The following is a 24,996-nucleotide window of genomic DNA, read 5'->3' on the forward strand; positions in this document are numbered from 1 at the left end:
TTTGTCAGTATTTTTATAAGTAACGGAAAACGCTGGCTTTTCCTTTTTGCTTTTTTTATGTACAAAATTAGCAACGGATACCCCCGGCGGGTTGAGTAAAACTTCAGCAACAATTACGGGAGTCATCGATATGACAGCAGCGCCGCTTTGGTTAATTGAGAACGTTCGTCTGCCCGATCGCGAAGGGTTATGGCAGATAGCGATAGACAAGGGGCGCTTCGGGGATATCACCCCTATGGGGGAGGCGCGCAAAGAGAATTTTGAAGTGCTGAACGCCCGCGGCGGACTGGCCATCCCCCCTTTTATTGAGCCGCATATCCACCTTGATACGACCCAAACCGCCGGAGAGCCGAACTGGAACCAGTCCGGGACGCTGTTTGAAGGGATTGAGCGTTGGGCGGAGCGTAAGGCTTTATTGAGCCATGAGGACGTTAAAGCCCGCGCGTGGAAGACGCTGAAGTGGCAGATCGCCAACGGCATCCAGTTTGTTCGTACCCACGTTGATGTTTCCGATCCGACGCTGACCGCGCTCAAAGCCATGCTGGAGGTAAAGCAGGAGGTCGCGCCGTGGGTAGAGCTGCAGATTGTCGCCTTCCCCCAGGAGGGCATTTTATCCTACCCCAATGGTGAGGCCCTGCTGGAAGAGGCGCTGCGTCTGGGTGCCGACGTGGTGGGCGCGATTCCGCATTTTGAATTTACGCGCGAATATGGCGTGGAATCCCTGCACATCGCTTTCCGTCTGGCGAAAAAGTATCAGCGGCCTCTGGATATCCACTGCGATGAAATTGATGATGAACAGTCGCGGTTCGTTGAAACCGTGGCGGCCCTGGCGTTAAAAGAGGGGATAGGTCCGCAAGTGACCGCCAGCCATACCACCGCGATGCACTCCTACAATGGCGCCTATACGTCACGTCTTTTTCGTTTGCTGAAGCTCTCCGGCATTAACTTCGTCGCTAACCCGCTGGTCAATATTCACCTCCAGGGACGCTTTGACGACTATCCGAAGCGTCGCGGTATCACGCGCGTGAAGGAGCTGATGGCGGCGGGCATTAACGTCTGCTTTGGCCATGACGATGTATTTGACCCCTGGTATCCACTGGGGACCGGCAATATGCTGCAGGTGCTGCACATGGGTCTGCACGTTTGCCAGATGATGGGCTATCAGCAGATTAACGAGGGACTGAAGCTGGTCACGGAAAATAGCGCGCGCACGTTTGGCCTGAGCGATTACGGTATTGCGAAGGGGAACACGGCGAATCTGGTGATTCTGCCCGCGGAAAACGGGTTTGAGGCCGTGCGTTGTCAGGTTCCGGTGCGTTGGTCAATCCGCCAGGGGAGAGTCATTGCCACCACGCAGCTGGCGCAAACCTGGGTTCAGATGGATCGGGGCGGGGAGGAGCTGTTCTTTACCCGAAATAGCCCCTTTGCCGGAACAAAGGGGCCTGAGGCTTAGTGCGATTCCGCTGCCGCGTTGTTCTGACGGTGGCGGGAGACGAAGCCGAGGATCAGACACATCACAAACACCACGGCATAGAGGCCGTTAGCGGTATGCAGCGCTGCCAGCGGACCGCTGGCGGCAACGATAGGGCCGGTCACGACGAAAGTCAGCATGGTACCCACGGTGCCGCAGGTCAGAATGAAGTTCACCAGCTTCGGCGACGACACTCGGGTTTGCTGTGAACCCAGGGTGATGATCGACGTATAGATGGCGCTGGAGAAGAAGCCGAGGGTCAGAATAAACCACGGCATATGCTCCGGCGAACCGTTGATAAACAGATACATCAGTACCGTCGCTACGCCCGCCAGCACGGTCAGAATACGCTGCAGGTCGAAGAAGCGCAGGATGAAGCTGAAAGACCACATGCCGATCATGTACGACATCCAGAAATCGCTCACCAGTTTACCCGCGTCGCCAAGACTCATGCCCAGGCCTTTGGCGTATTCCGGCACCCAGGAGATGAAGCCCAGTTGACCGAGGATGTAGCATAGCGCAGCGATGGAGAGGAACAGCACGCCGATACCCCATTTCTCTTTCACTACCGGCTGGCTATCCTGCAGGGCTTTTTTGCCCAATACCGGGAATTCGCAGCCGAAGGTCAGAATGAAAATAGCGACGTAGACCAGGCCGATGCAGGCATAAACCCAGTACCATTCGATGCTGCGCGCCAGCAGATAAGCGGCCAGCATCGGGAAGATCATCCCCGCCATGCTGAAGAAGGAGTCGGTGAACAGCAGACGCGCCCCGCGCTGACGGCCTTCATACATATGGGTGATCAGGAAGGTACCAATCGACATGGTAATCCCGCTGACCAGGCCAAGCACGAACATCGAAGCGGAAAACAGCGCCAGGCTGTGGCTGAACATTAAACCCGCGACGGCCAGAACCATCAGGATAAAGCCAAAACGCAGCTGGGTTTTCAGCGGAACAATTTCCATCAGCCAGGCGTTCAGGAAGATAGAGATCAGGATACCGGCATTAAGGAAAGTAAAGGTGTTGCTCATACTGGAAACGGGCAGATGAAAATAATCTGCGATATTTCCCATCACCATCCCGGTGACAATCACCAACGCGCCGGTCAGGGCGTAGGAGAAGAAGCTGATCCATGTGAGCTTGATACGATTGCTGTTAGTCATGACTGGCCTGTGAATAGAAATGTAAAGCGCGTTGACTCTGCGCCGGGCGGACAGATTTTATGCGTTAGCGTGATTCAAGCAAACGTTTATTCTGAAATTTATATCTTTTTGCAATTCTTAGTGTGACTCATATCACATTTATCTATTTGGCCGATCGCCAGGCCCATCGTTACAACTGTTTCAGCTAAGTAAAATTAGGTAAAAGGCTGGCCCAGGATGCAAAGGCTCTTTAGAATCAAAGCACTCGGTTTTTATTCTGCTCCGTTAAGGAATTTCCATGCTCAAATCAACTCTCGCGGCGGTGGCTGCCGTTTTCGCCATTTCAGCATTCTCCCCGGCCATGGCGGCAAAAGGGGATCCCCATGTGTTGCTGACCACGTCTGCGGGCAATATTGAGCTTGAGCTGAATAGCCAGAAAGCACCGATCTCGGTGGATAACTTCCTCAAGTACGTGAACAGCGGTTTTTATAACAACACCACTTTTCACCGGGTGATCCCGGGCTTTATGGTGCAGGGCGGCGGCTTTAACGAGCAGATGCAGCAGAAACAGCCTAATCCACCGATTAAAAACGAAGCCGACAACGGCCTGCGCAATACGCGTGGCACCATCGCCATGGCGCGTACCGCCGATCAGGACAGCGCCACCAGCCAGTTCTTTATCAATATTGCGGATAACGCCTTCCTCGATCATGGCCAGCGTGATTTTGGCTATGCGGTGTTTGGTAAAGTCGTTAAAGGTATGGACGTGGCGGATAAGATTTCTCAGGTGCCGACCCATAACGTTGGGCCGTATCAGAATGTACCGTCCAAACCTATCGTGATCCTTTCCGCAAAAGTTCTGCCGTAATCTTATTTTGCGCGGGTAACCCGTACCCGCGCAGCCCCCGCTTCCCTGCGAAATCGTTTTTTGCCGCTTATACTTGTGGCAACTGCGGACGCGTCAGGGAGGTGTTAAATGAAAAAGCTCACCGAAAAACAGAAATCCCGTCTCTGGGAGGATCGACGTAACGTGAATTTTCAGGCCAGCCGACGGCTGGAGGGCGTCGATGTTCCGCTGATAACCCTTACCCCCGAAGAAGCCCTGACGCGCATTGCGGCGTTAAGGAGTCACTATGAGCGATAAATTCGGCGAGGGGCGGGACCCCTATCTCTACCCCGGTCTTAAGGTGATGCGCAACCGTCTGGGGATTCGCCAGGCTCAGCGACTTGAGCAGGCGGCGTGGGAGCTGACCGCATTACGCGCGGCAACCATTGAACTCGGGCCGTTGGTGCGGGGATTGCCTCATCTCTGCGCTATTCATCGCCAGATCTATCAGGATGTCTTCGACTGGGCGGGGCAGCTGCGTGAAGTGGATATCTATCAGGGCGACACCCGTTTCTGCCATTTTGCCTATATCGAAAAAGAGGGAAACGCGCTGCTTCAGGATCTTGAAGAGGAAGGTTATCTGGTGGGTCTCGCGCAGGATAAATTCATTGAACGTCTTGCTCATTACTACTGCGAAATTAACGTCCTGCATCCTTTCCGTCTCGGTAACGGCATGGCGCAACGCATTTTCTTTGAGCAGCTGGCTATCCATGCGGGCTATACGCTGGATTGGCGCGATATTGCGGTCGATGCGTGGAACCAGGCCAACCAGAGCGGAGCGATGGGCGACCTTTCTCCACTGCGGACGATATTTCGCAAAGTGGTAAGCGAAGCGACGGAAACTGAGTAGAATAGCGCGGTTCTTTGTTCCCGGAGCCGCTATGATCCTGCTTATCGATAACTACGATTCTTTCACCTGGAATTTGTACCAGTATTTCTGCGAACTTGGGGCGGAAGTGCTGGTCAGGCGTAACGACGAGCTGACGTTAGCGGACATTATTTCCCAGGCACCAGCGAAAATCGTTATCTCGCCGGGCCCCTGTACGCCGGATGAGTCCGGGATTTCACTGGCGGCGATCCGCCATTTTTCCGGCCAAACGCCGATCTTAGGCGTTTGCCTCGGCCATCAGGCCATCGCCCAGGTTTTCGGCGCCGCTATCGTACGAGCCGCCAAAGTCATGCACGGGAAAACGTCCCCCGTCAGCCATACCGGCCAAGGGGTGTTCCTTGGACTGAATAACCCGCTTACGGTGACCCGCTACCACTCCCTGCTCATTGATCCGCTAACGCTGCCTGAATGCTTTGAGGTGACCGCCCGCAGCGAAGAGGGAGAGATCATGGGCATTCGCCACCGCGTGTTCGATCTCGAGGGCGTGCAGTTTCATCCGGAGAGTATTCTCAGCGAGCAGGGCCACCAGCTGCTGGCAAACTTCCTCAATCGGTGATTTGTAGTTGCCATGAGTTGATTTTTTATGCATATTTTGTGATTAGATTATCATAATCATTGCTGCATAACGTAAAGGATGGGCACCACATGGCAACTGAACAACCGGCAATCACCCGCGCTACATTCGATGAGGTCATTTTGCCGATTTATGCACCGGCAGAATTTATTCCGGTGAAGGGTAAGGGAAGCCGGGTATGGGATCAGCAGGGTAAAGAGTACGTTGATTTCGCCGGTGGGATTGCCGTGACCGCGCTCGGTCATTGCCATCCGGCGCTGGTGGCGGCACTGCATGAGCAGGGTGAAAAGCTGTGGCATACCAGCAACGTTTTTACCAACGAACCGGCCCTGCGACTCGGGCGGAAGCTGGTGGATGCGACTTTTGCCGATCGCGTCGTGTTTATGAACTCCGGTACGGAAGCTAACGAAACGGCTTTCAAGCTGGCTCGCCATTACACCGTGACCCGCCATAGCCCGTACAAAACCAAAATCATCGCTTTCCATAATGCGTTTCACGGTCGCTCGCTTTTCACCGTCTCGGTCGGCGGTCAGCCGAAATATTCCGACGGGTTTGGGCCGAAACCGGCCGATATCGTTCACGTGCCGTTTAACGATTTACACGCGGTGAAAGCCGTGATGGACGATCATACCTGCGCGGTGGTGGTCGAGCCGATTCAGGGTGAAGGCGGAGTGACGGCGGCGACGCCGGAATTCCTGCAAGGATTGCGCGATCTCTGCGACCAGCACCAGGCACTGCTGGTGTTTGATGAAGTACAGTGCGGTATGGGGCGTACAGGCTCGCTGTTTGCCTATATGCACTACGGCGTGACGCCGGATATTCTGACCAGCGCCAAGGCGCTTGGCGGCGGCTTCCCTATCAGCGCGATGCTGACCACCCATGATATCGCCAGCGCTTTCCACGCCGGTTCTCACGGCTCAACCTACGGCGGTAACCCCCTGGCCTGCGCGGTCGGCGGAGCGGCCTTCGATCTGATTAACACGCCGGAAGTGCTGGACGGCGTCACCGCGAAGCGCGAGCTGTTTGTTGAGCACCTTCAGCGCATTGACGCGCGGTTCGATCTGTTCAGCGATATTCGCGGCATGGGTCTGCTTATCGGCGCCGAGCTGAAGCCGCAGTATCACGGGAAGGCGCGCAATTTCCTCTACGCCGCCGCAGAGGCGGGCGTCATGGTGCTCAATGCCGGACCGGACGTGATGCGCTTCGTACCGTCGCTGGTGATTGATGATAGCGATATTGCTGAAGGCATGGCGCGCTTTGCCCTGGCGGTTGAGCGGGTGCTTAGCGCTTAGTGGCGCGCAGCCAGATGCCATGATGCGGACGCTGACGCCATGCCACCGATGAAATGGTGTGCATGGTGTTCAGATGCCCGAGGATGCGCTGCAAATGCTGCTCCATCGTACTGAGCGGGCCGCGAGGAACCTCCGCATCCTGCGCCTCCATAATGTTCACATCCCCCGCGCTGCCCGGCCCGTCGGAATCCAGCCGCTGCTGGCAGCGCTGGAGCGCAATCTCGCAGGATTCCAGATAACGCTGCGCCAGATCCGGCGTCAGCATATTGTGCTCGCGCGCCAGAGTGGTCATCGCGTTAATATGCTCGACAATAAACTGGCTGTGGGTCACCCACAGCTTCATGTCTTCCAGATAGTGCGAGTTAAAGCCGGGTTCCTGCATCGCCTGATTCAGCGAGTTAAACAGCGCGTTATGCGCCTGATTAACGCGCATGCGCTGGTAGGCCAGCGCCGGGGCCTGATGATCGTCGCTGAGGATCAGCCTGATCGCTTCCTGATCGGCTTCCAGCGCATCGTGGGCATTTTTGCGCAGCAGCCCGCTTTGCCACTGCGGCCATAGCCAGACCATTCCGCCGAAGGCGATCAGACAGCCAATCAGCGTATCAATCAGCCTGGCGATGATAAACTGCTCGCCGTTCAGGGTGAGCAGCTGCAGAGTGTACACCGCCGTCACCGTAAACCCGACCATCGCCCAGCCGTAGTGCTTGCGGATAATCAGATAGCTTAACAGCGTGATGAACAGCATCGCGGTCAGCGTATAGCCTTCAGGAACGTGAAAGTGCAGCGTGAGCCCGGCAATGACCAGTCCCGCAATGGTTCCGGCAGCCCGATGGACGATACGTACCCGGGTTGCGCCGTAGCCGTTTTGCGTCACGAACAGCACGGTCATCAGGATCCAGTAGGGCTTAGGCAGATGCAGCGCGCTGCCCATCAGGCTGGCGACGCTCAGCATCACGCTGATACGCGCCGCGTTTCGTAACGCCGGCGACTTAAGCGACAGATAGTTTTTCAACGCGGGCAGCAGCGGCAGGCGGCGGGTTTTATCCGCCATCAGGTTACGCGCGTATAGCGGGCGCTGGGTGCGCAGAACCCTGGCAATGCGGCTGAAGTGCCAGGCGCAGAACTGGCCAACCGGATTATCCGGATGCTGCCAGGCGATTTTTTCCAGCGCACCGATCTGTTTATCCATCTGAAAGCGCTGAGGATAACGGTGGTAGAGGAGATCGTCCGCCAGCTCCCGCAGGCGGGCGGCAACGGTTTGCGCGTTCCAGCGAATTACCGCTTCCGCGTGGCTGCGCTCCACCAGTTTCTGCACCTCTTCCGGCTGATGAAGACTGACGGAAATATGTTCCTGAAGGTCCAGTCCAACCTGGAAAGCGCGCAGCAGGCGTTTGTGATCGCTGCGCTGGTTAGCCGCCAGCATATGCATCTGCTGATAGCACTGGGTAATCAGATCCACCACCTTCTGCTGGCGGTTGAGCAGCGGCGGCAGCGATGTGGCGGGGTCCGTATGCTGGGTAAGCAGACTGTATTTGGCCTCGCAGTAGTTGGCCAGCTCCCGGTAGAGCAGGCTTAATGATTCGCGCAGCGGCTGTTCGCGCCACAGCCAAAACCAGAACCAGTTAAACACGCCATACCATAAGGTGCCCATGGCGTAGATTAACAGCGGCTCCCAGATCGGCATATTGCCAGCGAGACTGAGGGTAAAAATAGCCGCGATAAGCGAGGCGGGCAGCAGCCGAGCGTGCAGGGAGCTGATTTCGGCGGTGACGCCGAGGATGAGCGCCAGACCCGTGAGGATCAGCGGCAAAGGGATGTCTCGCTGCAGAAGGAGCTGAACGATCAGGCTACAGCCGGCAAACAGGCTGCCGCCGATAATCAGGCGTTTAAAGAAGCGTTTATGCGGCGTATCCAGCCCGGCAACGTTGCAGCAGGCGGGAACAAGAGAAAACAGCAGCCCCTGCTGGAGATGACCGAGCAGAAGCCCAATCGCAACCGGCAGACACAACACCAGCGTTTGCCGCAGTGCATAGTTGACTTCCGGGTGGTAAATCAGCCTGCGCCACATGAGGGGAAAACAAAAACGGCGTATTGTCAGGCAATACGCCGTTTTACCGACTTAACGGGTACCGTAGACGACGATAGTTTTACCGTGCGCGGAGATCAGATTTTGATCTTCCAGCATTTTCAGGATGCGGCCAACGGTCTCGCGGGAGCATCCGACGATCTGACCAATTTCCTGGCGGGTAATTTTAATTTGCATACCGTCCGGGTGGGTCATCGCATCCGGCTGTTTAGCCAGGTTCAGCAGCGTCTGAGCGATACGACCGGTAACGTCAAGGAAGGCGAGGTTGCCGACTTTCTCAGACGTGACCTGCAGACGACGAGCCATCTGCGAAGAGAGACGCATCAGGATGTCCGGGTTAACCTGGATCAGCTGACGGAATTTTTTGTAGGAGATTTCGGCCACTTCACATGCGGTTTTCGCACGTACCCAAGCGCTACGCTCCTGGCCTTCTTCAAACAAGCCTAATTCACCGATGAAATCGCCCTGATTAAGGTAAGAGAGGATCATCTCTTTACCTTCTTCATCCTTGATGAGTACAGCCACGGAGCCTTTAACGATGTAGTACAACGTTTCTGCTTTCTCACCCTGGTGGATCAGCGTGCTCTTTGATGGGTACTTATGAATGTGGCAATGAGACAAGAACCATTCAAGGGTAGGGTCTGTTTGCGGTTTGCCAAGCACCATGCGCGGTTATCCTCTGTTATAAGCTATCTCCGGGTGCCGACACTACACGGCATCCGGGCATGCAATCGTATTGAATCCCTATACCTGGGAATCCGGCTGAAAGTTTTCTGCAGCCTGTAATGTGAACTCCTCTGCATACATGCAGTACATCAATGTATTACTGTAGCATCCAGATTGTTTTAGCATAGCTTTCGCCGCATGTCTCCTGGTGTCTCGCTTCAGCATGACCCAGGTCGCCTTCCGTTGCGAGAATTGTTATGTACGCGTAATCTGTCAGGAAAATTACAGCCCTGGAGTTAAATTTATGCAAGCGCGAGTGAAGTGGGTTGAAGGGTTAACCTTCATCGGTGAGTCGGCTTCTGGCCACCAGATTCTGATGGACGGCAATTCCGGGGATAAAGCGCCCAGCCCAATGGAAATGGTACTGATGGCGGCAGGCGGATGCAGCGCGATTGATGTGGTTTCCATATTGCAGAAGGGCCGCCAGAACGTCACCAACTGCGAAGTTAAGCTGACCTCGGAGCGCCGCGAAGAGGCGCCGCGTCTGTTTACCCATATCAATCTGCATTTTATCGTGACCGGTAAAGAACTGAAGGACGCTGCCGTGTCTCGCGCGGTCGACCTGTCGGCGGAAAAGTATTGTTCCGTCGCGCTGATGCTTGAGAAAGCGGTAAACATTACCCACTCTTATGAAGTGATCGAAGGGTAAGCCGAACGCGCCCCGGCCGGCAATCGCGCCACCGGGGTTCTGGCTACTCGCTGATTTTCCTGCCTTCCATCAGCCGCTCAACCAGCGGCGCCATAATCAGTTCCATCGCCAGCCCCATTTTCCCGCCCGGTACCACCAGGGTATTCATATGCGAAATAAACGAGCCCTGCAGCATCGCCAGTAGCCAGGGGAAATCGATATTTTTTAGATTACGGAAATGGATAACGACAAAGCTTTCATCCAGTGAAGGAATGGCTTTGGCCGCAAACGGGTTGGACGTATCCACCGTCGGTACGCGCTGAAAGTTGAGGTGGGTGCGTGAAAACTGCGGGGTGATAAAGTTGATGTAATCTTCCATCGAGCGGACCACGGAATCCATGACCGCCTCACGAGAGTGTCCGCGCTCGCTGGTGTCGCGGATAAGCTTCTGGATCCACTCAAGATTGACGATGGGCACCACGCCGACCAGCAGGTCGACATGGTTTGCTACGTTATGCTGTGGCGTCACAACGCCGCCGTGCAGGCCTTCATAAAACAGGACGTCAGTCGGTTCCGGCAGCGGCTGCCAGGGCGTGAAGGTCCCCGGAACCTGATTCCACGGCACGGCCTCGTCATAGGTATGTAAATATTTGCGCGACTGGCCTTTGCCGCTTTGCCCATATTCGGCGAACGTGTGTTCCAGCAGGCCGAAGTCGTTAGCCTCGGGGCCAAAGTAGCTGATATGTTTGCCCTGATCGCGCGCTTTACGGATCGCCATGTCCATTTCCGGACGGGTATAGCGGTGAAAGCTATCGCCTTCAACTTCGGCGGCGTGCAGATTAAGCTGGGCGAAAATTTTGCGAAAGGCGAGGCTGGTGGTCGTGGTTCCCGCGCCGCTGGAGCCCGTGACGGCAATCACCGGATGTTTGGCAGACATAACAACTCCCAGAGTAAACGATAGTGTGTGCCGCCTTAGCCGTGAAACTGCTTGCGGGGCATGATGTTCACCGTTTCGTGCAGTTCTGACCACACCAGCACGGCTTCTCCGCTTTTCAACTGCTGTTTAACATCCGCGACTTTATCCGTCAGCGAACGTTCATGTTCACCATAATCGGTGCCTTCACGTAATACAAAACTTTCGATCAGGTTATCCAGCGTTTCGGGATCGAGATCTTGCCAGGGAATGATCATATTTGCGCTCCTAGCCAACGGGTTAGCCAATCCGGGATGCGTTTTTCAAGCCACATTTCAGGCTTACGCAGCGTGCCGCCGACGAAGCCAACGTGCCCGCCGTGCTCCGTGAGCTGATATTCGACATTCGCCGGCAGCTGCTCCTGCGGGGGAATCGAGTGGTGATCCATAAAGGGATCGTCCTTCGCGTGAATAATCAGCGTGGGCTTAGTGATATCGCTCAGGCGCGGCATGGCGCTACACTGGCGATAGTAGTCCAGCGCATCGGCAAAACCGTGGATCCTGGCCGTAATGCAATCGTCAAACTCGCGGATACGGCGCATGCTTTTTAGCTGGCGTAAATCGACGGGCAGAGAGCCGGGATAGGCTTTTAGCTTACGCGCGGCGTTGGCTTTCAGCAGGTTGAGCAGGTAGCGCTGATAAACGCGGGAGAAACCTTTGTCCATATGATAGCTACAGGCTTCCAGCATAAACGGCGCCGATACGATAACCGCGGCATCAACGGGAATAGCGTCGCCTTCTTTTGCCAGCAGGCAGCCCAGCATATTGCCCCCGAGCGAATATCCCACCGCGGCGGTGGGAACCGTGCCGTACTCGCGCTGGAGCCAGCGCAGAAACCAGGAGCCGTCTTCCGTTTCGCCCGAGTGGTAGATGCGGTTATTCCGGTTGGGTTCGCCGCTACAGCCGCGAAAGTGCATTACCACGCCCAGCCAGCCGCGCTGCATTGCCGCATGGATAAGTCCGTGTGCGTAAGGGCTGTGTAGGCTCCCCTCCAGGCCATGAAATACCACCAGACGAGGTTTATGGCGCGCCTGAGAAGGGTCTTCACTCCATGCCAGATCGACAAAATCGCCGTCCGGCAATTCCAGACGCTGCCAGTGGGGAGTAAAGCGGAGTTTGCGACGGATTAGCCGCGGCAACATGGTTTGCAAATGACGATTGCCTACGCCGCGCATCGGATGAAACTGCTGCGAGTCGTCTTCAGGGGGCGTCATTTCTGTAGGAGTGATATCAACCATAGCACCAGAGCAATAAATAATCTTTATAACATACTATACCGCGCATGAAGTGCGCAGGTTAGCCCATATGTGGCCTTGCGGCTAATCGGTCAGCAGGTTACGTGAAAAGAGATGAAAATCGACGCCGGGTTTACGCCGCCATAGCCGCGCTTTCCGCGCGCCGGTTGCCGCTGTTTCACCGGTCTCTTCAAACATTCCGGAGGCTTCGAAGCGGCGAATCAGGCTTTTGCGTTGAATCGGCTGACCAAGGATGATTTCCGTGGCTTCCAGCAGCTGACCATGGGTAAAGGTCTCCGGCAGACAGTAAACCGGCAGTAAAGAGTACATCGTTTTTTGGCGTAAGCGATGCAGACCGGCGTCGATAATCTTTTGATGATCGAAAGCCAGCGAATAGCTATCCAGCTGCGCCACCGGCACCCAGCGGGCATCGCTGACGCTGGCGATATGCGGCTGACACTCTACCCACGAGATTAACGCAAACCAGGCGATAGTCAGGCTCCAGCCGCGCGGATCGCGATCCGGCCCGGAGAAGGTGTCGAGCTGCTCCAGCCATGACGGTGAAATCCCGGTTTTTTCCGTGAGCTTACGTAGCGCCGTGGCGCGGGTTGAATCATCGTGCGCCAGATCGATAAAGCCGCCGGGTAGCCCCCACGCCCCCTGCTGCGGTGGATTAGCGCGCTCAACCAGCAGAACGCACAGCGCCCCTTCATGCAGGGTAAACAGGACGCTATCGACGGTCACCAGCGGCGAGGGAAAGCGGCTGGCATCGTATTGGCTGAGGTATTCGGCATCGTTGGTCATAGAGCGCTCGCAGCGGAAAAGAACGCTGACAAGTGTACCAGCCCCTTCCTGAGCAGCAAGCCTACATTTTTATTATTGTTTTTCAACTGCTTAATTCACATCTCCGCTTGAATGACATTTAACACTTGCACAATATGTGTCTTAGGGACATTATTGATTGTGTCTTAGGGACACAATTTAATGAGCGGAGGTCATCATGAGCGAAAAATTTACCCTGGAACTGGATGATGAGGCGTTTACGCTTGCCAGCGGCGTCTTTCCCGATGGCGCTGTGTGGCTGAAGGTGACCGATCCACTACCGCCTTCCGCCCGTTTGATGCGCATCCGGGCGGTTGCTCTGCGCGACATGAACGATTTTATGCTGCTGGCGCAGCTGGTGGAGGCCGTGCGTCATGTTACCGACGTGACGTTTAGCCATCTGGAACTGCCGTGGCTGCCGTGGGCGCGTCAGGATCGTCATATGGTGCCGGGAGACAGCTTCGCGCTGAAGGTCTTTGCCCGGCAGCTTAATACCCTTGGCTTTGACAAAGTCGTGGTGCTTGACCCGCACAGCGATGCCGCAGCGGCGGCAGTCAATAATATGGTCGCGGTGGCTCAACAGCACTGTCTTCTGCAGAGCGCCGGTCTGCGTCAGGCTATTGCTGCCGGGGAGCTGATGCTGGTGGCGCCGGATGCCGGCGCGCTAAAGAAGATTCATCCTGTGGCTAAAGCCTGCGGTGCCGGAGAGTTCGCGATCCTCGGTAAAGAGCGTGATCTTGCCAGCGGCGCGTTAAGCGGTTTTTCCCTGCTGGCGGGTGATGTCGCGGGGAAAGCGGTGCTTATTGTTGACGACCTCTGCGACGCTGGCGGCACCTTTATCGGCTCGGCGCAGGTGCTGCGCGAGGCGGGCGCCCGCAGCGTGAGTCTGTACGTCACCCACGGTATTTTTTCCAAAGGCGTAGAGCATCTGTTGAATAACGGCATCGATGCCGTTTACGCCACCACCTCTTTGACTTCTCCTGCCCTGGCTCATCCGCAGCTGGAGCTTATCGATATTGACGCCATCTACCGTGCACATTGGGGATAACATGATGAAAATAAATCCGATTCTGGCCATTGATGGTTATAAAGTTTCCCATCGCGTGCAGTATCCGCAGGGGACAACGAAGGTCTACTCTAACTTTACCCCGCGCAGCGATCGTTTTTTCCAGTCGCCGCAGGCCGATGGCAAGCTGGTGTTTTTCGGCCTGCAGGGCTTTCTGCAGTGGTTCCTGGTCGATCTGTTTAACGACGCGTTTTTCTCCCGCCCGGAAGAGGAGGTCGTGAACGAGTATAAGCAGGTGATGGACGACTATCTGGGACGCGATACGGTTGGGGTGGAGCCTATTTGCGCTCTGCATCGGCTTGGCTATTTACCGCTGCATATCAAAGCGCTGGATGAAGGCACCAAGGTGCCGATGAAAGTACCGGTGCTGACTATCACCAATACGCAACCTGAGTTCTTCTGGCTGGTGAACTATCTGGAGACGGTGCTTTCGGCGGAGCTGTGGAAAGCGTCAACCAACGCGACCATCGCCCACCACTATCGCCTGATTTGCGAACGCTGGGCGGAGAAAACCTGTAGCGATCTGACGCACCTTGATTTCCAGTGTCACGACTTTTCGTTTCGGGGAATGTCCGGGCTGCACGACACTGCGCAGTCGGGCTGCGGACATCTGGCCAGCTTCAAAGGGACCGATAGCCTGCCTTCGCTGCTGTATGCCCGTGATTATTACACTCGCGGTGAAGATGAGCTCATCGGCGCCAGCATTCCGGCCACGGAACACAGCGTGATGTGTATGGGCGAGCGCGAGCGGGAAATTGAAACCTTTCGCCGGCTGATTACCGAAGTCCACCCGCAGGGTTTCGTCTCTATCGTCTCGGATACCTGGGACTACTGGCAGGTGCTGACCGAATACACCCGCGAGCTGCAGGCAATAATTATGCAGCGTCAGGGGCGCGTGGTATTCCGTCCGGACAGCGGCGATCCGGTGGCGATTCTGTGCGGAACCGCAGCTGACGACGACACTCGCAGCGAGCGCAGCGCCGAGGAGAAAGGCTCCGTGGAGGTTCTGTGGGAAATTTTTGGCGGCACTATCAACGAAAAAGGATACAAGGTGCTGGATCCGCATGTCGGCCTGATTTACGGCGATTCCATTACTCTCGCCAGAGCGGATGAGATCCTGCGTCGCCTGGAAGCGAAAGGCTTTGCCAGCGCTAACGTGGTGTTCGGCGTGGGTTCATTTACCTACCAGTACAACACCCGCGATACCTTCGGCTTCGCGATGAAGGCAACCTGGGGGGAGGTGAACGGCGAGGGAAGAGCCCTCTTTAAGGAGCCGAAAACCGATAATGGTCTTAAACGTTCGGCGCGTGGTCCGCTGCGCGTGGAACGCGACGCCTTGGGGGAACTGCAGCTGTACGATGGGCAAACGCTGGAACAGGAGCAGCAGGGCGAGTTAAAAACGCGCTTTCTGGATGGCAAGCTGTACGGCTATGTCTCGCTGTCGCAGATCCGCGCCCGGCTGGCGGCGCAGCGCTAAGCTAGGGTGCGGAGGATGAAAAAAGGCGGGTTAGCCCGCCTTCACGTATGGCATATTGCCGCTAGCCTTCCTGCAGCATCTGCTCCAGCTGCTCCTGGGCATCCAGCCAGGCCATTTCACACTCTTCCAGCCCGGACTTCGCGCTGGCCTGCTGCTGTAGACACGCGGTGAGCTCGGCTTTGCGGCTTTGATCGTACAATTCGCTGTCGCCCAGCTTCTCTTCCGCCTGCGCCAGCTGCGCGTTGAACTTCTCCATCTCTTTTTCCAGTCGGGCGATCTCTTTGCGCAGCGGCTGGGTCAGCGTACGCAGCTCGGCTTCCCGGCGTTTCTGATCTTTACGCGCCTGGGCGCTGTTGCCGTTTTCCTTTGGCTCTTCCGATGTCTGGTTTTCCTGCTTTTGCGAGTCGCTCAGCCACTGCTGATAGTCTTCAAGATCGCCATCGAAAGGTTCGACTTTGCTGTCGTGCACCAGGTAAAGGTCATCGGTGGTGGAGCGAATCAGATGACGGTCGTGCGAAACCACCACCAGCGCGCCTTCAAAATCAATGAGCGCTTCGGTTAGCGCCTGGCGCATATCGAGATCGAGGTGGTTGGTGGGTTCATCAAGCAGCAGCAGGTTAGGCCGCTGCCAGACGATTAACGCCAGCACCAGGCGCGCTTTCTCGCCGCCGGAGAAACGCTTTGTCTCTTCGTTGACTTTATCGCTCTGGAAGCCGAAACCGCCCAGATAGTCGCGCAGCTTCTGCTCCAGCTCCTGCGGCGCAATACGGGCAAGATGCTGCAGCGGGGATTCGTCGGCGCGCAGGAACTCCAGCTGATGCTGGGCAAAGTAGCCAAGCTTGATGCCTTTCGCCAGACCAATTTCACCCTGCAGCGGCTGTAGCTCGCCGGCCAGCAGTTTAATCAGCGTCGATTTACCGGCCCCGTTACGCCCCAGCAGACCGATGCGCGAACCGGGAACCAGATTCAGCTTGATTGAGTCGAGAATCACGCGCTCGCCATAACCGGCGCTGACCTTTTCCATTTTCAATAGGGGATTGGGCAGGCTTTCCGGCGCGCGGAAGCTAAAGTGAAACGGGTTATCAACGTGGGCAGGGGCGATGAGCTCCATACGCTCGAGCATTTTGATACGGCTTTGCGCCTGTTTAGCTTTGGTGGCTTTAGCGCGAAAACGGTCGATGTAGCTCTGCAAATGCGCGACGCGCAGCTGCTGGCTCTCATACATCGACTGTTGCTGCGCAAGACGGGTCGCGCGCTGCACTTCAAATGAGCTGTAGTTGCCGGTGTACTCGAACATCGTTTGCTGTTCGATATGGATAATTTTGTCGACGATCGGATCGAGAAAATCGCGATCGTGGGAGATCAGTATCAGGGTCCCCGGGTAGCCTTTGAGCCACTTCTCCAGCCAGATGACCGCGTCGAGATCGAGGTGGTTCGTCGGTTCATCAAGCAGCAGCAGATCGGAACGGCAAATCAGCGCCTGCGCGAGGTTGAGACGCATACGCCAGCCGCCGGAAAAGTCGCTCACCGGTCTTTCAAGCTGTTCGTTGCTGAAACCGAGCCCGTGGAGCAGGCTGGCCGCACGCGAGCGGATGGTCCAGGCGTCGATGGCGTCCAGCTTACCGTGGACCGTCGCGATGGCATGGCCGTCATTACGTTCGTTGGCTTCGTGCAGGTCCGCCTCCAGCTTGCGGAATTCGCGATCGCCATCAATAACATAGTCAATAGCCGGCTGCGCAAGCGCAGGCGTTTCCTGATTAACCCAGGCCAGCTGCCAGCTGCCGGGGAAGGTCATTGAGCCGCCGTCGGCGCTAATCTCGTTTTTCAAAAGCGAAAGCAGCGTGGATTTACCGCAGCCGTTTTTACCCACCAGGCCGACTTTTTGCCCTGGGTTGATGGTGGCGGTAGCGTTGTCCAGCAGGACGCGTACGCCGCGACGAATTTGTAAGGAGGAGAAAACAATCATAAGGCGCCGTATGTTCTGACTATGTTAATTTGTCATTATGATAATGTAGTGTCGAGCGAATCGCTCAACCGGGCCGCAATGGTAGCCCAAAATGAAGATGATACACAAAGTCATTCTGGTTGCGTCGGGACGCAGCCGCTGCACAGGCCGCCAGAAGACGTTCGGGAGGGGAAAGATGTCTCAGACAGCGAAAGTTTTGCTGCTGTATGCCCACCCAGAATCTCAGGATTCCGTGGCCAACCGGGTTTTGCTTGAACCGGCCTTACAGTTGTCGAATGTTACCGTGCACGATCTCTACGCGCACTATCCGGATTTTTTTATCGATATCGCCTGCGAGCAGGATCTCCTGCGCCAGCATGAGGTGATTGTTTTCCAGCATCCGCTCTATACCTGGAGCTGCCCGGCGCTGATGAAAGAGTGGCTGGACAGGGTGCTCAGCCGCGGCTTTGCCAGCGGGGCGGGAGGGAATCAGCTGGCGGGAAAGTACTGGCGTAGCGTCATTACTACCGGCGAGCCGGAGAGCGCCTACCGGCGCGATGCCCACCGTTATCCGATGAATGATATTCTCCGCCCTTTCGAACTGACCGCCGGTATGTGCCGCATGCACTGGATGAGCCCGATTATCGTCTACTGGGCGCGTCGGCAATCACCCGACGATCTGAAAAGCCGCGCTCGCGCCTACCGCGATTGGCTGGCTAACCCTGTAACGGCGGGAGGTCCAAATGGCGGGAGCTGATTTACTGCTGGCCGGGGTGTTATTTCTGTTTGCCGCCGTAGTGGCGGTGCCGCTGGCGGCGAGGCTGGGTATTGGTGCCGTGCTCGGGTATCTGTTGGCCGGTATCGCCATCGGCCCCTGGGGATTAGGCTTCATCAGCGATGTGGATGAAATTCTTCACTTCTCAGAATTAGGCGTCGTCTTTCTGATGTTTATCATCGGACTGGAGTTGAATCCGTCCAAGCTGTGGCGGCTGAGAAGCTCCATTTTCGGCGTCGGGGCCGCTCAGGTCGCCTTCAGCGCGCTGATACTTGGCGGTTTGCTCATGCTTAGCGACTTCTCATGGCGCGCTGCGGTGGTTGGCGGGATTGGACTGGCGATGTCTTCCACCGCGATGGCGCTGCAGCTGATGCGGGAGAAAGGCATGAGCCGCAGCGAGTCCGGGCAGCTGGGCTTCTCCGTACTGCTGTTTCAGGATCTGGCCGTGATCCCGGCCCTGGCGCTGGTTCCCCTGCTCGCAGGGTCAGGTGACGACCATTTTAACTGGCTCACCATCGGCATGAAGGTGCTGGCCTTCGGCGGAATGCTGGTTGGCGGTCGTTATCTGCTGAGGCCGGTATTTCGGTTTATCGCCGGCTCCGGCGTGCGGGAGGTCTTCACCGCGGCGACGCTACTGCTGGTTCTTGGATCGGCGTTGTTTATGGATGCGCTCGGTTTGTCGATGGCGCTGGGGACCTTTATCGCCGGCGTCCTGCTGGCAGAGAGCGAGTATCGCCACGAGCTGGAAATCGCCATTGAGCCGTTTAAAGGGCTTCTCCTCGGGCTGTTCTTTATTTCCGTTGGCATGGCGCTGAACCTTGGGGTGCTCTATACCCATTTACTGTGGGTGGTGGCCAGCGTCGCGATACTGGTGACGGTAAAAGGTCTCGTCCTGTATCTTCTGGCACGGGTTTATGGCCTGCGCAGCTCTGAACGGGTGCAGTTTGCCGGCGTGCTGAGCCAGGGGGGAGAGTTTGCCTTTGTGCTGTTCTCACTCCCCGCTTCGCTTCGTCTGTTTCAAAACGATCAGATGGCCCTGCTGCTGGTGACGGTGACATTATCGATGATGACCACGCCGCTGCTGATGAAGCTCATCGATAAAGTCCTTTCGCGGCGATTGAACCAACCTGAAGAGGAGGGCGAGGCTCCGTGGGTTGAAGATGACAAACCGCAGGTGATCATCGTTGGTTTTGGGCGTTTCGGCCAGGTGATTGGCCGTCTGCTGATGGCGAACAAAATGCGTATTACGGTACTGGAGCGCGATATCAGCGCGGTCAATCTGATGCGTAAATATGGCTATAAAGTTTATTTTGGCGATGCGACGCAGCTGGAGCTCCTTCGCTCGGCGGGAGCCGAAGACGCGCAGTCGATCGTTATCACCTGCAACGAGCCGGAAGATACCATGAAGCTGGTGGAGATGTGTCAACAACACTTTCCACATCTCCATATTCTGGCGCGAGCGCGGGGACGCGTTGAGGCCCATGAGCTGCTGCAGGCGGGAGTGGCGCAGTTTTCCCGCGAAACCTTCTCCAGCGCGCTGGAGCTAGGACGGAAAGCGCTTATCTCACTCGGCATGCATCCCCATCAGGCGCAGCGCGCCCAGCTGCATTTTCGGCGCCTCGATATGCGGATGCTGCGCGAGTTAATGCCGGTGCATAGTGATACCCTGCAGATATCCCGCGTGCGGGAAGCGAGACGCGAGCTGGAGGAGATTTTTCAGCGCGAGATGCAAAAAGAGAGCAGGCAGTTAGACGGCTGGGATGAATTTGAATAAAGGTAAATGATATGGCTGTGCGTAAACGTTTTATCGCCGGTGCGAAATGCCCGGCGTGCCAGGCCCAGGATTCGCTGGCGATGTGGCGTGAGAATAATGTCGATATTGTTGAGTGCGTTAAGTGCGGTCATCAGATGCGTGAGGCGGATAAAGAGGTCCGCGAGCATGTTCGCAAAGAAGAGCAAGTGATAGGCATTTTTCATCCGGACTAGCGTTATCTATCGGCTTTTTTTAAGCTAGAGGGTACACGGGTGCAGAATTCCGCTACAATCTGCGCCACTATTCTTCCCATGCTCAGGAGATATCATGAAAGTAGCAAAAGACCTGGTGGTCAGCCTGGCCTATCAGGTACGTACAGAAGACGGTGTGTTGGTTGATGAGTCTCCGGTAAGCGCGCCGCTTGACTACCTGCATGGTCACGGTTCCCTGATTTCCGGCCTGGAAAACGCGCTGGACGGCCACGACGTTGGCGACAAATTTGACGTCGAAGTCGGCGCTAACGATGCATACGGTCAGTACGACGAAAACCTGGTTCAGCGCGTTCCTAAAGACGTATTTATGGGCGTTGATGAACTGCAGGTTGGCATGCGCTTCCTGGCGGAAACCGATCAGGGTCCGGTACCGGTAGAAATCACCGAAGTGGGTGACGAACACGTTGTTGTTGACGGTAACCACATGCTGGCTGGTCAGAATCTGAAGTTCAACGTTGAAGTTGTCGCGATTCGCGAAGCAACGGCGGAAGAGCTGGAGCATGGTCATGTACACGGTGCTCACGGGCACGATCATGGCCACGACCACGATCATGATGGTTGCTGCGGTGGCCACGGCCATGACCATGACCACGAACATGGCAAAGGCGGCTGCGGCGGCAACGGCGGCTGCGGCTGCCACTAATTCCGCTGCGCTCGCGTCGCGGAATAGAAAAAAGCGGGGAAACCCGCTTTTTTTACGTCTTAATAGTGCGGCGGGGGCGTTTCTTCCGCCTGTGAAGCCATATGCGACGGCTGAGTGGCTTTCAGTTTTTCGACCATCAGGCGCATATGTTCGCGCATCCTCGCCATTTCTATCTCGTGGGCGGTGACGGTCTTGTTGAGGTCTTCAATAGTGATTTCCTGAAACGCCAGTCTGCTCTCCAGCTCCGCAAGGCGGGTCTCTAAAGTGCTATCGTGCATGAGTAACCTCTTCTGTCTTATCCTGCGGGCGGATTCTACTGAAGTTTCAGCATCCGCGCAGCATCGTTACGTCTGACAGGAAACTAATTCATACAAAAATAGTCTTAAATGAGGCGATATTCAGGTACGTCTGTATGTTGATTTGTTCTGCAACGTTCTATAGTACGTTTTTTGTTTTTTACGATAACCCTGGGGTGAGATGCCCCGGCCCTGGAGAAATGGATGAAATCACTGTTTAAAGTAACGCTGCTGGCGACCACTATGGCCATCGCCCTGAATGCACCGCTGAGCTTCGCTGCTGAGACTACAGCGAAAGCGGCACCCGCAACGGACAGCAAATCGGCATTTAAAAATGACGATCAGAAATCTGCTTATGCGCTGGGTGCATCGCTGGGACGTTACATGGAAAACTCCCTGAAAGAACAAGAAAAACTGGGCATCAAATTAGATAAAGATCAGCTGATCGCCGGCGTTCAGGACGCTTTTGCTGATAAGAGCAAACTGTCCGATCAGGAGATCGAACAGACTCTGCAGGCGTTTGAAACCCGTGTAAAAACTGCTGCTCAGCAGAAAATGGAAAAAGACGCCTCTGAGAATGAAGCAAAAGGCAAAGCTTACCGTGACGCCTTTGCCAAAGAGAAAGGCGTGAAAACGTCTAAATCTGGCCTGCTCTACAAAGTCGAGAAAGCGGGGACCGGCGAAACGCCGAAAGACAGCGATACCGTTGTCGTCAACTACAAAGGTACGCTGATCGACGGTAAAGAGTTTGATAACTCTTATACCCGCGGCGAGCCGCTTTCCTTCCGCCTGGACGGCGTGATCCCGGGCTGGACCGAAGGCCTGAAGAACATCAAGAAAGGCGGTAAAATCCAGCTGGTCATTCCACCGGATCTGGCTTACGGCAAAACTGGCGTACCGGGTATCCCGGCAAACTCTACTCTGGTATTTGATGTAGAGCTGCTGGATATTAAACCGGCGCCGAAAGCAGACGCCAAGCCTGAAGCCGCTGCTGAAGCGCCAGCCGCTGACGCTAAGAAGTAATCGGTTTTAAGCCGCCGCCTCCAGGGGCGGCGGTTTTTTTATTGCGGGCAGATATAATTAAAACTGGAAAGAACCTCAGGCGCTGTATTACTTTAGATAGATTAATAATGATGATGAGCCTGCCCTGACGATAACGACAGGCTCCTGAAAAGGAGTGCTTTTTTTCATGTCCAGGTCGCTTTTAACCAACGAGACCAGTGAGCTTGATTTGCTGGATCAACGTCCTTTTGACCAGACCGACTTCGATATCCTTAAATCCTATGAAGCGGTAGTGGACGGGTTAGCGATGCTCATCGGTTCCCACTGTGAAATCGTATTGCACTCATTGCAGGACTTAAAATGTTCCGCTATTCGTATCGCCAACGGTGAACACACCGGCCGTCAAATCGGCTCGCCAATTACCGACCTTGCGCTGCGCATGCTGCACGATATGACTGGAGCCGATAGCAGCGTTTCCAAATGCTATTTTACTCGCGCCAAAAGCGGTGTGCTGATGAAATCGGTCACTATCGCTATCCGCAACCGTGACCATCGGGTCATTGGCCTGCTGTGCATCAACATGAACCTTGATGTCCCTTTCTCACAAATCATGAGCACCTTTATTCCGCCGGAAACGACGGAGGTGAATTCCCAGGTCAACTTTGCTTCATCGGTTGACGATCTGGTGGCCCAGACGCTTGAGTTCACGATTGAAGAGGTGAACGCTGACCGTAACGTTTCTAACAACGCTAAAAATCGGCAGATCGTCCTGAACCTCTATGAGAAGGGGATCTTTGATATCAAAGATGCCATCAACCAGGTGGCCGATCGGCTGAACATCTCTAAGCACACGGTATATCTCTACATTCGTCAGTTCAAAAGTGGAGATTTCCAGGGGCTGGATAAGTAATGCGCTTTGCCATTACGGTAACGGGGCCCGCTTATGGTACCCAGCAGGCCAGCAGCGCACTACAGTTTGCCCGCGCCGTTTTGCAGGAAGGCCACGAGTTGATCAGCATCTTTTTCTATCGTGAAGGCGTCTATAACGCGAATCAACTCACGGCGCCCGCCAGCGACGAATTTGATCTGGTTCGGGCCTGGCAGAAGCTGCATGACGAACACGCCGTTTCCTTGCATATCTGTGTAGCCGCAGCGTTACGGCGTGGAATCACTGATGAACAGGAGGCCCGGCAGCTGAATTTGCCTGGGTATAATTTGCAGCCGGGTTTTACCTTGAGCGGATTGGGCGCGCTGGCGGAAGCCGCGTTAACCTGCGATCGCATGGTGCAGTTCTGATGAAGCGCGTAGCCTTTGTTTTTTCGTCTGCGCCTCATGGTTCAGCGTCGGGCAGGGAAGGGCTGGACGCCCTGCTGGCAACCTCAGCGCTGACGGAGGAGATCGGCGTTTTCTTCGTGGGTGATGGCGTCTTTCAGCTTCTTCCCGGGCAGCGCCCCGCAGCGGTGCTGGCGCGCGACTATATCTCCACCTTTAAGCTCTTATCGCTATACGATATCGAACAGTGCTGGATTTGCGCTGCTTCAGCACGGGAGCGCGGTCTGAATTCTGCCACGCCGTGGGTTGTTGATGGCGAATGGCTGGAGCCAGAGGCTTTGCGCGCCCGGCTTGACGATTTTAACGTGATACTGCGGTTCTGAGGCTCGAATGCTCCACACGCTAAGCACATCCCCCTGGCACGCCGATATGGCGGCTATGCTCCGTTTGCTAAAAGAGGGCGACGATCTTCTGCTGCTGTCGGATGGCGTTATCGCCGCTCTCGCGGAAGGCCGTTTCCTTGAAATCCTGCAATCTGCCCCCATATCCCTCTACGCTCTGCAAGAAGATATCGAAGCCCGCGGGCTGGCTGGTCAAATTGCGGACAGTGTCGTCAGGGTTAGCTATACTGATTTCGTCAGACTTTCAGTCAAACATGCAGGTCAGTTGTCCTGGTAATGGCGGGATCGTTGTATATTTCTTGACACCTTTTCGGCACCGCCCTAAAATTCTGCGTCCTCATATTATATGAGGCGATTTATTACGTGTTTACGAAGCAAAAGCTAAAACCAGGAGCTATTTAATGGCAACAATTAACCAGCTGGTACGCAAACCACGCGCGCGCAAAGTTGCAAAGAGCAACGTGCCGGCGCTGGAAGCCTGCCCGCAGAAACGTGGCGTATGTACTCGTGTATATACCACCACTCCTAAGAAACCGAACTCCGCACTGCGTAAAGTTTGCCGTGTGCGTCTGACTAACGGTTTCGAAGTCACCTCCTACATCGGTGGTGAAGGTCACAACCTGCAGGAGCACTCCGTGATCCTGATCCGTGGCGGTCGTGTTAAAGACCTTCCGGGTGTTCGTTACCACACCGTTCGTGGTGCGCTTGACTGCTCCGGCGTTAAAGACCGTAAGCAAGCTCGCTCCAAGTATGGCGTGAAGCGTCCTAAGGCTTAATGGTTCTCCGTTAAGTAAGGCCAAACGTTTTATATTAATGTCAAACTAAACTCTTAGAGTTTTGGACAATCCTGAATTAACAACGGAGTATTTCCATGCCACGTCGTCGCGTCATTGGTCAGCGTAAAATCCTGCCGGATCCTAAGTTCGGATCAGAACTGCTGGCTAAATTTGTAAATATCCTGATGGTAGATGGTAAAAAATCTACTGCAGAAGCAATCGTATACAGCGCGCTGGAGACCCTGGCTCAGCGCTCTGGTAAAAATGAACTGGAAGCTTTCGAAGTCGCTCTCGACAACGTGCGCCCGACTGTAGAAGTTAAGTCTCGCCGCGTTGGTGGTTCTACTTATCAGGTTCCAGTTGAAGTCCGTCCGGTTCGTCGTAATGCTCTGGCAATGCGTTGGATCGTTGAAGCTGCTCGTAAACGTGGTGATAAATCCATGGCTCTGCGTCTGGCGAACGAACTTTCTGATGCTGCAGACAACAAAGGTACTGCAGTTAAGAAACGTGAAGACGTTCACCGTATGGCAGAAGCCAACAAGGCGTTCGCACACTACCGTTGGTAATCCCTTCGGAGTATTAGTCACCAGGCGGG

29 protein-coding genes are annotated in these 24,996 nt (G+C 55.4%); 20 read left to right on the top strand and 9 right to left on the bottom strand.

What is annotated here, in order from left to right:
- Positions 1–130: 130 nt before the first annotated feature.
- Complete coding sequence (locus JLG71_RS02005) at positions 131–1,453, top strand: cytosine deaminase (protein WP_064357744.1); 1,323 nt, start codon at positions 131–133, stop codon at positions 1,451–1,453.
- On the opposite strand, the gene tsgA is transcribed toward JLG71_RS02005, so the two are convergent.
- A complete protein-coding gene (gene tsgA / locus JLG71_RS02010) occupies positions 1,450–2,634 on the bottom strand; it encodes an MFS transporter TsgA (RefSeq protein WP_004854892.1) in 1,185 nt (394 codons plus the stop codon). The two genes, JLG71_RS02005 and tsgA, sit on opposite strands and share 4 nt — an antisense overlap.
- A 277-nt stretch (positions 2,635–2,911) precedes the next feature.
- On the opposite strand from tsgA, the gene ppiA reads away from it, so the two are divergent.
- The 5 genes from ppiA to argD all read left to right on the top strand — a co-directional run bounded on the left by ppiA (position 2,912) and on the right by argD (position 6,254).
- The gene (gene ppiA, locus JLG71_RS02015; protein ID WP_004854889.1) at positions 2,912–3,481 is read left to right on the top strand and encodes a peptidylprolyl isomerase A; all 570 of its coding nucleotides are present in this window, start codon (positions 2,912–2,914) and stop codon (positions 3,479–3,481) included.
- 108 nt (positions 3,482–3,589) lie between these two features.
- A complete protein-coding gene (locus tag JLG71_RS02020) occupies positions 3,590–3,757 on the top strand; it encodes a YhfG family protein (protein ID WP_200913956.1) in 168 nt (55 codons plus the stop codon).
- On the top strand, positions 3,747–4,349 hold the full coding sequence (locus JLG71_RS02025; RefSeq protein ID WP_196546216.1) for a putative adenosine monophosphate-protein transferase Fic: 603 nt from the start codon (positions 3,747–3,749) through the stop codon (positions 4,347–4,349). Before JLG71_RS02020 ends, JLG71_RS02025 begins: the two co-directional genes overlap by 11 nt.
- A gap of 31 nt (positions 4,350–4,380) precedes the next feature.
- Positions 4,381–4,944, top strand: a complete 564-nt coding sequence (gene pabA, locus JLG71_RS02030) for an aminodeoxychorismate synthase component 2 (RefSeq protein WP_200913957.1) — start codon at positions 4,381–4,383, stop codon at positions 4,942–4,944.
- A gap of 89 nt (positions 4,945–5,033) precedes the next feature.
- Positions 5,034–6,254: a bifunctional acetylornithine/succinyldiaminopimelate transaminase gene (gene argD, locus JLG71_RS02035; protein WP_025107834.1), complete on the top strand. Its 1,221-nt coding sequence runs from the start codon at positions 5,034–5,036 to the stop codon at positions 6,252–6,254.
- On the opposite strand, the gene JLG71_RS02040 is transcribed toward argD, so the two are convergent.
- Positions 6,244–8,322 carry a YccS/YhfK family putative transporter gene (locus JLG71_RS02040; protein ID WP_014839675.1) on the bottom strand — a complete coding sequence of 693 codons (2,079 nt, stop codon included), beginning with the start codon at positions 8,320–8,322 and terminating at the stop codon, positions 6,244–6,246. The two genes, argD and JLG71_RS02040, sit on opposite strands and share 11 nt — an antisense overlap.
- Before the next feature lie 51 nt (positions 8,323–8,373).
- Positions 8,374–9,006 (bottom strand): cAMP-activated global transcriptional regulator CRP, encoded by a 633-nt coding sequence (gene crp, locus JLG71_RS02045; RefSeq protein WP_000242758.1) that lies wholly within the window; start codon positions 9,004–9,006, stop codon positions 8,374–8,376.
- A gap of 304 nt (positions 9,007–9,310) precedes the next feature.
- Between crp and JLG71_RS02050 the strand changes: the two genes are divergently transcribed.
- Positions 9,311–9,715: an OsmC family protein gene (locus tag JLG71_RS02050; RefSeq protein ID WP_004854875.1), complete on the top strand. Its 405-nt coding sequence runs from the start codon at positions 9,311–9,313 to the stop codon at positions 9,713–9,715.
- A 43-nt stretch (positions 9,716–9,758) separates the two neighbouring features.
- Here the strand turns inward: JLG71_RS02050 and JLG71_RS02055 are convergent, their stop codons facing one another.
- The 4 genes from JLG71_RS02055 to JLG71_RS02070 all read right to left on the bottom strand — a co-directional run bounded on the left by JLG71_RS02055 (position 9,759) and on the right by JLG71_RS02070 (position 12,705).
- Positions 9,759–10,631, bottom strand: a complete 873-nt coding sequence (locus JLG71_RS02055) for a phosphoribulokinase (RefSeq protein ID WP_004854874.1) — start codon at positions 10,629–10,631, stop codon at positions 9,759–9,761.
- 35 nt (positions 10,632–10,666) lie between these two features.
- The gene (locus tag JLG71_RS02060; protein ID WP_004125965.1) at positions 10,667–10,885 is read right to left on the bottom strand and encodes a YheU family protein; all 219 of its coding nucleotides are present in this window, start codon (positions 10,883–10,885) and stop codon (positions 10,667–10,669) included.
- Positions 10,882–11,841 carry a hydrolase gene (locus tag JLG71_RS02065; RefSeq protein WP_231719137.1) on the bottom strand — a complete coding sequence of 320 codons (960 nt, stop codon included), beginning with the start codon at positions 11,839–11,841 and terminating at the stop codon, positions 10,882–10,884. The genes JLG71_RS02060 and JLG71_RS02065 overlap by 4 nt, the downstream gene beginning before the upstream one ends.
- Positions 11,842–11,985: 144 nt before the next feature.
- Positions 11,986–12,705, bottom strand: coding sequence for an NUDIX hydrolase (locus JLG71_RS02070; RefSeq protein WP_014227046.1), 720 nt, complete (start codon positions 12,703–12,705; stop codon positions 11,986–11,988).
- A gap of 196 nt (positions 12,706–12,901) precedes the next feature.
- Between JLG71_RS02070 and prs the strand changes: the two genes are divergently transcribed.
- The gene (gene prs, locus JLG71_RS02075; protein ID WP_048263499.1) at positions 12,902–13,771 is read left to right on the top strand and encodes a ribose-phosphate diphosphokinase; all 870 of its coding nucleotides are present in this window, start codon (positions 12,902–12,904) and stop codon (positions 13,769–13,771) included.
- A gap of 4 nt (positions 13,772–13,775) precedes the next feature.
- Positions 13,776–15,266, top strand: coding sequence for a nicotinate phosphoribosyltransferase (locus JLG71_RS02080; RefSeq protein WP_200914299.1), 1,491 nt, complete (start codon positions 13,776–13,778; stop codon positions 15,264–15,266).
- Positions 15,267–15,327: 61 nt separating this feature from the next.
- On the opposite strand, the gene JLG71_RS02085 is transcribed toward JLG71_RS02080, so the two are convergent.
- Complete coding sequence (locus tag JLG71_RS02085) at positions 15,328–17,232, bottom strand: ABC transporter ATP-binding protein (RefSeq protein WP_046877911.1); 1,905 nt, start codon at positions 17,230–17,232, stop codon at positions 15,328–15,330.
- 175 nt (positions 17,233–17,407) lie between these two features.
- Here JLG71_RS02085 and kefG point away from each other — a divergent pair, with 175 nt between their 5' ends.
- The 4 genes from kefG (at position 17,408) to slyD (ending at position 20,654) form a co-directional block, all read left to right on the top strand.
- Positions 17,408–17,968, top strand: coding sequence for a glutathione-regulated potassium-efflux system ancillary protein KefG (kefG, locus tag JLG71_RS02090; RefSeq protein WP_004854856.1), 561 nt, complete (start codon positions 17,408–17,410; stop codon positions 17,966–17,968).
- A complete protein-coding gene (gene kefB / locus JLG71_RS02095; RefSeq protein ID WP_014227043.1) occupies positions 17,955–19,760 on the top strand; it encodes a glutathione-regulated potassium-efflux system protein KefB in 1,806 nt (601 codons plus the stop codon). Before kefG ends, kefB begins: the two co-directional genes overlap by 14 nt.
- An 11-nt stretch (positions 19,761–19,771) precedes the next feature.
- Complete coding sequence (locus tag JLG71_RS02100; protein ID WP_004106389.1) at positions 19,772–19,972, top strand: YheV family putative zinc ribbon protein; 201 nt, start codon at positions 19,772–19,774, stop codon at positions 19,970–19,972.
- A gap of 94 nt (positions 19,973–20,066) precedes the next feature.
- Positions 20,067–20,654, top strand: coding sequence for a peptidylprolyl isomerase (gene slyD / locus JLG71_RS02105; protein WP_014227042.1), 588 nt, complete (start codon positions 20,067–20,069; stop codon positions 20,652–20,654).
- Between the two features lie 59 nt (positions 20,655–20,713).
- Here slyD and JLG71_RS02110 read toward each other — a convergent pair whose 3' ends face one another.
- Complete coding sequence (locus JLG71_RS02110; RefSeq protein ID WP_004106384.1) at positions 20,714–20,932, bottom strand: protein SlyX; 219 nt, start codon at positions 20,930–20,932, stop codon at positions 20,714–20,716.
- Between the two features lie 222 nt (positions 20,933–21,154).
- On the opposite strand from JLG71_RS02110, the gene fkpA reads away from it, so the two are divergent.
- From fkpA to rpsG, 7 genes are all read left to right on the top strand, one after another.
- Positions 21,155–21,973: an FKBP-type peptidyl-prolyl cis-trans isomerase gene (fkpA, locus tag JLG71_RS02115; RefSeq protein WP_025107830.1), complete on the top strand. Its 819-nt coding sequence runs from the start codon at positions 21,155–21,157 to the stop codon at positions 21,971–21,973.
- A gap of 166 nt (positions 21,974–22,139) precedes the next feature.
- The gene (locus JLG71_RS02120) at positions 22,140–22,862 is read left to right on the top strand and encodes a helix-turn-helix transcriptional regulator (RefSeq protein ID WP_004106380.1); all 723 of its coding nucleotides are present in this window, start codon (positions 22,140–22,142) and stop codon (positions 22,860–22,862) included.
- Positions 22,862–23,248 carry a sulfurtransferase complex subunit TusD gene (tusD, locus tag JLG71_RS02125; RefSeq protein ID WP_032751527.1) on the top strand — a complete coding sequence of 129 codons (387 nt, stop codon included), beginning with the start codon at positions 22,862–22,864 and terminating at the stop codon, positions 23,246–23,248. The genes JLG71_RS02120 and tusD overlap by 1 nt, the downstream gene beginning before the upstream one ends.
- A complete protein-coding gene (gene tusC / locus JLG71_RS02130; RefSeq protein ID WP_004854839.1) occupies positions 23,248–23,607 on the top strand; it encodes a sulfurtransferase complex subunit TusC in 360 nt (119 codons plus the stop codon). Before tusD ends, tusC begins: the two co-directional genes overlap by 1 nt.
- Positions 23,608–23,614: 7 nt before the next feature.
- Positions 23,615–23,902, top strand: a complete 288-nt coding sequence (tusB, locus tag JLG71_RS02135) for a sulfurtransferase complex subunit TusB (RefSeq protein WP_025107828.1) — start codon at positions 23,615–23,617, stop codon at positions 23,900–23,902.
- Between the two features lie 124 nt (positions 23,903–24,026).
- Positions 24,027–24,401: a 30S ribosomal protein S12 gene (rpsL, locus tag JLG71_RS02140; RefSeq protein WP_002920115.1), complete on the top strand. Its 375-nt coding sequence runs from the start codon at positions 24,027–24,029 to the stop codon at positions 24,399–24,401.
- Between the two features lie 95 nt (positions 24,402–24,496).
- Complete coding sequence (gene rpsG / locus JLG71_RS02145) at positions 24,497–24,967, top strand: 30S ribosomal protein S7 (protein WP_004106370.1); 471 nt, start codon at positions 24,497–24,499, stop codon at positions 24,965–24,967.
- Positions 24,968–24,996: the final 29 nt, after the last annotated feature.

The sequence above is a fragment of the Klebsiella michiganensis genome, assembly GCF_015139575.1.
Taxonomy (GTDB): domain Bacteria; phylum Pseudomonadota; class Gammaproteobacteria; order Enterobacterales; family Enterobacteriaceae; genus Klebsiella; species Klebsiella michiganensis.

Excerpts from the sequence above, each read along its gene's own strand:
- JLG71_RS02005 (WP_064357744.1), top strand. The coding sequence starts at position 131 with ATGACAGCAGCGCCGCTTTGGTTAATTGAGAACGTTCGTCTGCCCGAT.
- tsgA (WP_004854892.1), bottom strand. The coding sequence starts at position 2,634 with ATGACTAACAGCAATCGTATCAAGCTCACATGGATCAGCTTCTTCTCC.
- ppiA (WP_004854889.1), top strand. The coding sequence starts at position 2,912 with ATGCTCAAATCAACTCTCGCGGCGGTGGCTGCCGTTTTCGCCATTTCA.
- JLG71_RS02020 (WP_200913956.1), top strand. The coding sequence starts at position 3,590 with ATGAAAAAGCTCACCGAAAAACAGAAATCCCGTCTCTGGGAGGATCGA.
- JLG71_RS02025 (WP_196546216.1), top strand. The coding sequence starts at position 3,747 with ATGAGCGATAAATTCGGCGAGGGGCGGGACCCCTATCTCTACCCCGGT.
- pabA (WP_200913957.1), top strand. The coding sequence starts at position 4,381 with ATGATCCTGCTTATCGATAACTACGATTCTTTCACCTGGAATTTGTAC.
- argD (WP_025107834.1), top strand. The coding sequence starts at position 5,034 with ATGGCAACTGAACAACCGGCAATCACCCGCGCTACATTCGATGAGGTC.
- JLG71_RS02040 (WP_014839675.1), bottom strand. The coding sequence starts at position 8,322 with ATGTGGCGCAGGCTGATTTACCACCCGGAAGTCAACTATGCACTGCGG.
- crp (WP_000242758.1), bottom strand. The coding sequence starts at position 9,006 with ATGGTGCTTGGCAAACCGCAAACAGACCCTACCCTTGAATGGTTCTTG.
- JLG71_RS02050 (WP_004854875.1), top strand. The coding sequence starts at position 9,311 with ATGCAAGCGCGAGTGAAGTGGGTTGAAGGGTTAACCTTCATCGGTGAG.
- JLG71_RS02055 (WP_004854874.1), bottom strand. The coding sequence starts at position 10,631 with ATGTCTGCCAAACATCCGGTGATTGCCGTCACGGGCTCCAGCGGCGCG.
- JLG71_RS02060 (WP_004125965.1), bottom strand. The coding sequence starts at position 10,885 with ATGATCATTCCCTGGCAAGATCTCGATCCCGAAACGCTGGATAACCTG.
- JLG71_RS02065 (WP_231719137.1), bottom strand. The coding sequence starts at position 11,841 with ATGCGCGGCGTAGGCAATCGTCATTTGCAAACCATGTTGCCGCGGCTA.
- JLG71_RS02070 (WP_014227046.1), bottom strand. The coding sequence starts at position 12,705 with ATGACCAACGATGCCGAATACCTCAGCCAATACGATGCCAGCCGCTTT.
- prs (WP_048263499.1), top strand. The coding sequence starts at position 12,902 with ATGAGCGAAAAATTTACCCTGGAACTGGATGATGAGGCGTTTACGCTT.
- JLG71_RS02080 (WP_200914299.1), top strand. The coding sequence starts at position 13,776 with ATGAAAATAAATCCGATTCTGGCCATTGATGGTTATAAAGTTTCCCAT.
- JLG71_RS02085 (WP_046877911.1), bottom strand. The coding sequence starts at position 17,232 with ATGATTGTTTTCTCCTCCTTACAAATTCGTCGCGGCGTACGCGTCCTG.
- kefG (WP_004854856.1), top strand. The coding sequence starts at position 17,408 with ATGTCTCAGACAGCGAAAGTTTTGCTGCTGTATGCCCACCCAGAATCT.
- kefB (WP_014227043.1), top strand. The coding sequence starts at position 17,955 with ATGGCGGGAGCTGATTTACTGCTGGCCGGGGTGTTATTTCTGTTTGCC.
- JLG71_RS02100 (WP_004106389.1), top strand. The coding sequence starts at position 19,772 with ATGGCTGTGCGTAAACGTTTTATCGCCGGTGCGAAATGCCCGGCGTGC.
- slyD (WP_014227042.1), top strand. The coding sequence starts at position 20,067 with ATGAAAGTAGCAAAAGACCTGGTGGTCAGCCTGGCCTATCAGGTACGT.
- JLG71_RS02110 (WP_004106384.1), bottom strand. The coding sequence starts at position 20,932 with ATGCACGATAGCACTTTAGAGACCCGCCTTGCGGAGCTGGAGAGCAGA.
- fkpA (WP_025107830.1), top strand. The coding sequence starts at position 21,155 with ATGAAATCACTGTTTAAAGTAACGCTGCTGGCGACCACTATGGCCATC.
- JLG71_RS02120 (WP_004106380.1), top strand. The coding sequence starts at position 22,140 with ATGTCCAGGTCGCTTTTAACCAACGAGACCAGTGAGCTTGATTTGCTG.
- tusD (WP_032751527.1), top strand. The coding sequence starts at position 22,862 with ATGCGCTTTGCCATTACGGTAACGGGGCCCGCTTATGGTACCCAGCAG.
- tusC (WP_004854839.1), top strand. The coding sequence starts at position 23,248 with ATGAAGCGCGTAGCCTTTGTTTTTTCGTCTGCGCCTCATGGTTCAGCG.
- tusB (WP_025107828.1), top strand. The coding sequence starts at position 23,615 with ATGCTCCACACGCTAAGCACATCCCCCTGGCACGCCGATATGGCGGCT.
- rpsL (WP_002920115.1), top strand. The coding sequence starts at position 24,027 with ATGGCAACAATTAACCAGCTGGTACGCAAACCACGCGCGCGCAAAGTT.
- rpsG (WP_004106370.1), top strand. The coding sequence starts at position 24,497 with ATGCCACGTCGTCGCGTCATTGGTCAGCGTAAAATCCTGCCGGATCCT.